This window comes from Acinetobacter sp. AKBS16 (assembly GCF_002899995.1).
GTDB classification, from domain to species: Bacteria; Pseudomonadota; Gammaproteobacteria; order Pseudomonadales; family Moraxellaceae; genus Acinetobacter; species Acinetobacter baumannii.
Map to the genome: position 1 here is coordinate 1 of NZ_POYH01000012.1, position 6866 is coordinate 6866.

Genomic DNA, 6866 nt, shown 5'->3' on the forward strand with positions numbered 1-6866 from the left:
GTGTAGAGCTCGCTTTGCTTTGAGCCTTTTCTGGTTGGACATTTAGCTCTACTTCATCCGTAACTTCTTCTGCTTTAGGCATCTCTGCAACTTTTACCGTTGCTGCTTTATTCGCAGGCTGTGTGGTTAAGTCATAAGCAGATTCGTTAGGAGATACATTTTTATAGAATAAATCTTGTAAATAACCAGGCATTGCTTTGAGCGTAACCCATGTTTTGCTCCACTGCACCCCAAATGCCAAAGTGAACAATACCACTCCGAAAACAAGTAGAAATAATGTCGCACCATAAATTGTTAACAGTTGAGATAAGCTTTGCCCCAACTCATAACCAATAATCCCGCCTGCCGCATTATCTAAAGTATCTGCAGGTACATTCCAGTGAAGGTAAAGCAAACTCGACACAACAAGAATTAAGAAGAACTGCGCAGCATAACGGAATGGGCGGTTTAGAAAACTATGTGGCCACCAGACTTGAATCGCTTCAACAAATAGGAAGATTGGAATAAGTAAACTTGCCCAACCTAAAAAGCCAAACAGCAAATCTGCAATCCATGCACCGGCAATACCACTTGCATTGGATACTTGCTGAGTATCACTTGAAATATGCATCCAGCCCGGATCAAATGGTGTATATGTTACTGTTGCCAGAAACATATAAATCCCAAAAGAGACCAAGAATAATGTCATCAATAAGCGCTGTGCATAAACACTTGACACCGCAGTCATATACTGTCCTGTAACCCATTTAATTATTGGTTTAGAGATGTGAAGACCTACATTTCAGATCTTCAACGATTGAACTTTATATTATGCACCTGTTCTTACAAAAAAGGTGCATGATTCTTTACAGTTGTTGTTAACATAAGGCTCTTCTATATTGTTATATAACTTAATTCGATTGACCTGATCAATATTATCCACATTGATTTAACGCTATTGGTCGGCAATTTCACGTATAATTTTCAAAATTCTCGAAATAAATAAGGATACCCTCAATGAGTGCTCGTCATTCTCGGTTAATTATTCTCGGTTCTGGCCCTGCGGGTTATAGTGCAGCTGTTTATGCAGCACGTGCAAATCTTAAACCAACACTTATTGCAGGTTTACAACTTGGCGGCCAACTTACAACAACAACCGAAGTTGACAACTGGCCGGGCGATCCTGAAGGTTTGACTGGTCCTGTCCTAATGGACCGTATGCAAGCACATGCTGAACGCTTTGGTACCGAACTTGTCTATGATCATATTAATGAAGTGGACTTAAATGTACGTCCTTTTGTTCTTAAAGGTGATATGGATGAGTACACTTGTGATGCTTTAATTATTGCAACTGGTGCGACAGCTCAATATCTTGGCTTAGAGTCTGAACAAAAATTTATGGGTCAAGGCGTGAGCGCATGTGCCACATGTGATGGCTTCTTCTACAAGAACCAAAATGTGATGGTTGTGGGTGGTGGTAATACTGCTGTTGAAGAAGCACTTTATTTATCAAATATTGCTGAACATGTGACACTTGTACACCGCCGTGATTCTTTACGCTCTGAGAAGATTTTACAAGATCACTTATTTGCTAAAGAAAAAGAAGGCAAAATCAGTATCGTTTGGAACCATGAGGTTGAAGAAGTTCTTGGTGACAATACTGGCGTAACAGGTGTTCGCTTAAAATCTACGAAAGATGACAGCAAACAAGAAGTACAAGTTCAAGGCTTATTCATTGCAATTGGCCATAAACCAAATACCTCTATGTTTGAAGGTCAGCTAAACTTACGTGATGGCTATATCCAAGTACAAAGTGGTACTTCAGGTAACGCAACAGCGACTTCTGTAGCAGGCGTTTTTGCTGCTGGTGATGTTGCTGATAGTATTTATCGTCAAGCGATTACTTCGGCGGGTTCAGGCTGTATGGCTGCACTAGATGCCGAAAAATATCTAGATAACCTTTAAGTTTAGATATTTCAAACAGCCGTTTTATAACGGCTGTTTTTTTGGAATTTATAATAATTACTGGCTGCCCTGTATTAATTTTTATAGCATAGCCCTAAAGCACATATTATTTTGGTTTTATGAAAACACTGCCTCTATCTCAATATATTTTCCCAGATCCGGAGGAATCAGATCCAGATGGTCATGGTTTAATTTGTATAGGCGCTGACCTCTCCCCTTCCACACTCTATGAAGCGTATACACATGGGCTTTTCCCATGGTTTAATGAAGATGAACCTATTTGTTGGTGGAGCCCTGAACCACGCTGTATCATTTATCCTCAAAACTATAAACCGAGTAAATCGCTTATTCGTAACATGAAAAAATATGATTACACCATTACGGTAAATCGTGCTTTTGAGCAAGTCATTCGCTCATGTTCACTACCTCGAAGCTATGCTAATGAAACATGGATTAGTGAAGATATTATTGAAGGCTATTGTGGAATGTTTGATGCCGGTTATGGCTATAGCGTAGAAGTCTGGCAAGAAGAGCAGCTGGTAGGTGGTTTATATGGGGTAACGATCGGTAAAGGTTGTTTTGGCGAGTCTATGTTTAGTACCCAAACCGATGTTTCTAAAATGGCTTTTTATACGTTAATGTTAATTGGTCAAGAAAATCAGCTTCCTTGGGTTGACTGTCAACTTGTAAATAGTCACTTAATTAGTCTTGGGGCTTGTACACTTTCTCGGCAAGAATATCTTAAATCGTTACAAGATGTAATTATTCACCCCTCTATCAATTGGAAAAAGTATCAAGAACGTGTATTTTCAAGTAAAACAATAGCATTAAATGCAAAATTAATGGAATGATAACAGGAGGGACCAATCATGAAATCATATCACCCGAAGTCCCTTTTAAATGATCTGCAATATTATATTACTCCACCTCATGATTGCAGCTATTTAGAAAATAAATCAGCACGCATGGTCTTTTTAGACCCGATTCATCGGATTGATGTGGTGACGCTTTCTGAATTATCGCGATTAGGTTTTCGTCGTAGTGGCGACTTTGTATACCGTCCTGAATGTCATTTATGCAGGCAGTGTTTATCTTGTCGTGTACCTGTTGCCGATTTCCAAATGAACAGCATGCAAAAAAAAGCATGGAAGCGAAATCAAGATCTCACCATGACTGTTCTACCAACACGGCAAGCCTCACAAATTCATTATGATCTATATGAACGTTACATTAACGAGCGCCATGCCGACGGTGATATGTTTCCGCCAAGTTTAGATCAGTTTGAAAAATTCTTGGTCCATAGCTGTACAGATAGTTTCTTCTTAGAACTATGGAAAGACAATCGTCTTATTAGCGTTTCGACTTGTGATTTAATGGATGATGGGTTATCTGCCGTCTATACGTTCTTTGACCCAGATGAACACCGTAGATCTTTAGGCGTTTATTCAATTCTGAATCAAATCGAATATGTAAAAACACTCGGTTTAGAATATGTCTACTTAGGCTATTGGGTTCCCCACTCAGCTAAAATGAACTATAAATCTCAATATACGCCGCTAGAACTTTTACTAGATGGGCAATGGCGCCGCTTAAATAGATCATTATCACCAGAAGAGATCAATCAGTTAGGCAATTCCCTCATGACCACATTACCTTCTGAATGGAATAATTTAATTATTAAATAATCTGCTTCTGTCTTGTTGTTCAAACAGCAACAAGACAGGCATTCTTAGAATAAAGAAGCAAAATCATCAGTACAGCTTTTTACCATAATAACGGCATTTTCACGCCCACCCTCTTGGGTTGGATAATAGTTACGACGCACATCAATTTGGTGAAACCCTGTTTTTTCGTATAAACCAATAGCAGCTTTATTACTTTCACGTACCTCTAGAAAAATTTGTACGGGGTGATTTTCTAAACGCTCAATCGACGCATCTAACAACTGATATCCTAATCCTTTACCTTGCATTTGAGGATCAATTGCCATGAGCAGTAAATTCGCTTCATCTAATACAGGTTGTAAAATACAAAAACCAACCACCTTATTATTTAATTCTATTACCGTACATTGGTAAGAATTTAAAGATTCTACAAATTGCTGCCTAGACCATGGGTGTGTTTGAACAAGCTTCTCAATTTGAGCAACACTATCAATATCTGAGGCTTGCATAGTACGAATCATGAGTTTCAACACATTTTTAGATTTCAAAGTAAACGTATTATAGAAACTTAAATAGAAAAAACGAGTAAAAAAAAAGAGCAATTAAATTGCTCTTTTCCAATCAGTTTTTTAAAGACCTAATTTTTCACGCCAAGTGGCCAATAAAGCTGTCGTATCCGAATCATTTGGATGGAATTTTGGTCTTAAGAAATCTAATAATTCTGGAATTTGACGAGTCATAAAACCTTTACGGCCATACATGAATTTAAGCATGTATTTGGTATCTTTCCATGTTAATTTATCATCAGTCTTAAGTAACTTAGCAGTAAAATAAGACTGAGTAGCAAAGATTAAGGCCATTGCAATGATTAAAGCAGTTGAACGCATAAAATAAGCTTTTGGCCCCTGCCCATACATATTGGTATAGACATCAAACGCTACAGCTTTGTGTTCATTTTCTTCTACCGCATGCCACATCCATAAGTGATACATAGTGTCATCTTGGAACATGGCTTGAATTTCAGGGTTTTGTAAAAGCTCAGCCGCAATAGTTGAGGTAAAATGTTCTAAAGCACAGGTACCTGTTAAATCAATCATTTCTTTTGTATAACCAAAAGGTTTCATTAGCTTGGTTACAACCGCAGTACCTACTTTAATAACTTTACCTGTCTGTTTTTCCATTTTACGAACATCATATCCATACGCCTGCGCAGAAGCATTAAATGCAAGATGCTCTTTAGAATGCATAGCTTCTTGGCCAATAAAAGCACTTATTTCTTTTTGAAGTGCTGGATCAGCCAGTTTAGGATCATTTCGCACAGCACGAGTACTGTTTACAAAGAACTGCTCTCCTTCCGGAAAAAGAGCCGATAATGCTGTCATAAAATGAGTTAATCCTGCATCGTAATTTGCCCAATAGCGTGGAACTTGAGCAAACTCAAAGTCCATACGACGCACAGGGAAACTTGCTCCGGCACGATTAGAAATATTTACTTTAGCATTCATGTCAGACTCCTTTAAGCGAATCGAAAATTCACTTATATCCTTATTTATTTTCTTAATATTTATAATAATACGCCTTTAAAGGCGCTATTTAAGTGCAGATGAGGCCAGCAAATTATCAGATGAGGTCATCAATAGCCTCATACTAGCGCAAAATTAACAAGTATCTTTTAAAAGTGAGTCATAATTTATAGACAATAAAAAAAGGACTGCTAACAGCCCTTTTCATTTAATTTCAGCTTAAAGTCCAAGTTTAAATTTCCAAGTTTTTAACAAACTAACCGTATCTAAATCATTCGGGTGGAAACCTGGCTTAAAATAAGCTAACATCTCTTTAGCCATACCTGTAATAATGCCTTTCGACGGGCTATAACCATATTTATAAATCACAAACAACTCATCTAAGTTTAATTTATGGTCTTGCTTTAAAAGACGAACCACAAACGAAGATTGAATTGCGAAAATAAGAGCCATTGCAAAAACAAGTGAACTTGTGCGTAAAGCATAAGCTTTTACACCTTTACCAAAGACACCTTCATACACATCAAATGCGACTGCTTTATGTTCATTTTCTTCTATTGCATGCCAATACCACATGGTTGACATCGTTTTATCTGTCATCAACTCTTGAATGTGGGTATTAACTAAAAGCTGAGATGCAATGGTTGCAGTAAAATGTTCAAGGGCTGTAGTAGCAGTCAGGTCCACCATTTCTTGCGTCATACCAAATGGTTTTACGAGCTTTGCAAAAGTTTTACGGGCAGTTTGAATAGCCGTATCGGTGAACTTTTCTAAAGTTTCAACATCATGACCAAATTTTTGGGCAGAAGCATTAAAGTTTACATGCTCTTGTGTATGCATCGCCTCTTGACCAATGAAAGCACTGATTTCTTTTTGTAGCTCTTCATTGTCTTTAATTGCTGGGTGATAACGCACAGCACGCACACTATCAATAAAGAACTTTTCACCAGCTGGAAATAGCGCGGATAACGCTGTCATAAAATGTGTAAGTCCAGCGGAACCATTCATCCAGTATTCTGGCACATCATTAAAATCAAAGTTCATACGACGTACAGGAAAGCTTGCCCCTGCACGATTTGTGATATTCACTTTAGCATTCATATTGAAAGCTCCTTACTAGTAACCTAAGTTACTTAAACTTTATTGTTCGTTTTCTTGATTTCTATCATACAAACTTAATAAAAAGGCTTAAGTGCAAATAGGGACATTGAAGTATCAGTTAAGGCCAGCTTTCAACTGAATTGTCTAACAATTCGATATAAAAAAAGCGCCCCAAAAGGAGCGCTTTTTTCACTGAAAAGTGATTATGCAGTTACTTTAGCAACAACACCAGCACCTACAGTACGACCACCTTCACGGATCGCAAAACGTAGACCTGGGTCCATTGCGATTGGGTGGATTAATTCTACTGACATTTCAACGTTGTCACCTGGCATTACCATTTCAACGCCTTCTTTCAACTGGATCGCACCAGTTACGTCAGTTGTACGGAAGTAGAACTGTGGACGGTAACCATTTAAGAATGGAGTGTGACGACCACCTTCTTCTTTAGAAAGTACGTATACTTCTGCGTCGAATTTAGTGTGCGGCTTGATTGTACCTGGTTTAGCAAGTACTTGACCACGTTGTACTTCTTCACGCTTAGTACCACGAAGTAAGATACCACAGTTCTCACCTGCACGGCCTTCGTCAAGAAGTTTACGGAACATTTCTACGCCAGTTACAGTTGTTTTAA

General features: G+C 38.2%; 8 protein-coding genes. 3 read left to right on the forward strand and 5 right to left on the reverse strand.

Translation table 11 applies throughout. The features are described from left to right. The coding region (locus C1642_RS02115; RefSeq protein WP_171304682.1) for a DNA translocase FtsK 4TM domain-containing protein at positions 1-727 on the reverse strand (727 nt) is incomplete at its 3' end. Positions 728-996: 269 nt separating this feature from the next. Here C1642_RS02115 and trxB point away from each other — a divergent pair. From trxB to C1642_RS02130, 3 genes are all read left to right on the forward strand, one after another. Continuing rightward, entirely contained in the window at positions 997-1944 is a 948-nt protein-coding gene (gene trxB / locus C1642_RS02120; RefSeq protein WP_001276144.1) for a thioredoxin-disulfide reductase, read from the forward strand. Between the two features lie 119 nt (positions 1945-2063). After that, a complete protein-coding gene (aat, locus tag C1642_RS02125; RefSeq protein ID WP_000854785.1) occupies positions 2064-2795 on the forward strand; it encodes a leucyl/phenylalanyl-tRNA--protein transferase in 732 nt (243 codons plus the stop codon). 18 nt (positions 2796-2813) lie between these two features. Further along, positions 2814-3629: an arginyltransferase gene (locus tag C1642_RS02130; protein WP_000844343.1), complete on the forward strand. Its 816-nt coding sequence runs from the start codon at positions 2814-2816 to the stop codon at positions 3627-3629. A 44-nt stretch (positions 3630-3673) separates the two neighbouring features. On the opposite strand, the gene rimI is transcribed toward C1642_RS02130, so the two are convergent. The 4 genes from rimI to C1642_RS02150 all read right to left on the reverse strand — a co-directional run. Beyond that, positions 3674-4129: a ribosomal protein S18-alanine N-acetyltransferase gene (gene rimI / locus C1642_RS02135; protein WP_000621543.1), complete on the reverse strand. Its 456-nt coding sequence runs from the start codon at positions 4127-4129 to the stop codon at positions 3674-3676. Between the two features lie 108 nt (positions 4130-4237). After that, a complete protein-coding gene (locus tag C1642_RS02140) occupies positions 4238-5113 on the reverse strand; it encodes a metal-dependent hydrolase (RefSeq protein WP_000992291.1) in 876 nt (291 codons plus the stop codon). A 237-nt stretch (positions 5114-5350) separates the two neighbouring features. After that, positions 5351-6232, reverse strand: coding sequence for a metal-dependent hydrolase (locus C1642_RS02145; RefSeq protein ID WP_000992298.1), 882 nt, complete (start codon positions 6230-6232; stop codon positions 5351-5353). A 203-nt stretch (positions 6233-6435) separates the two neighbouring features. Continuing rightward, on the reverse strand, positions 6436-6866 hold a 431-nt coding region (locus C1642_RS02150), incomplete at its 5' end, for an EF-Tu/IF-2/RF-3 family GTPase (RefSeq protein ID WP_003357187.1).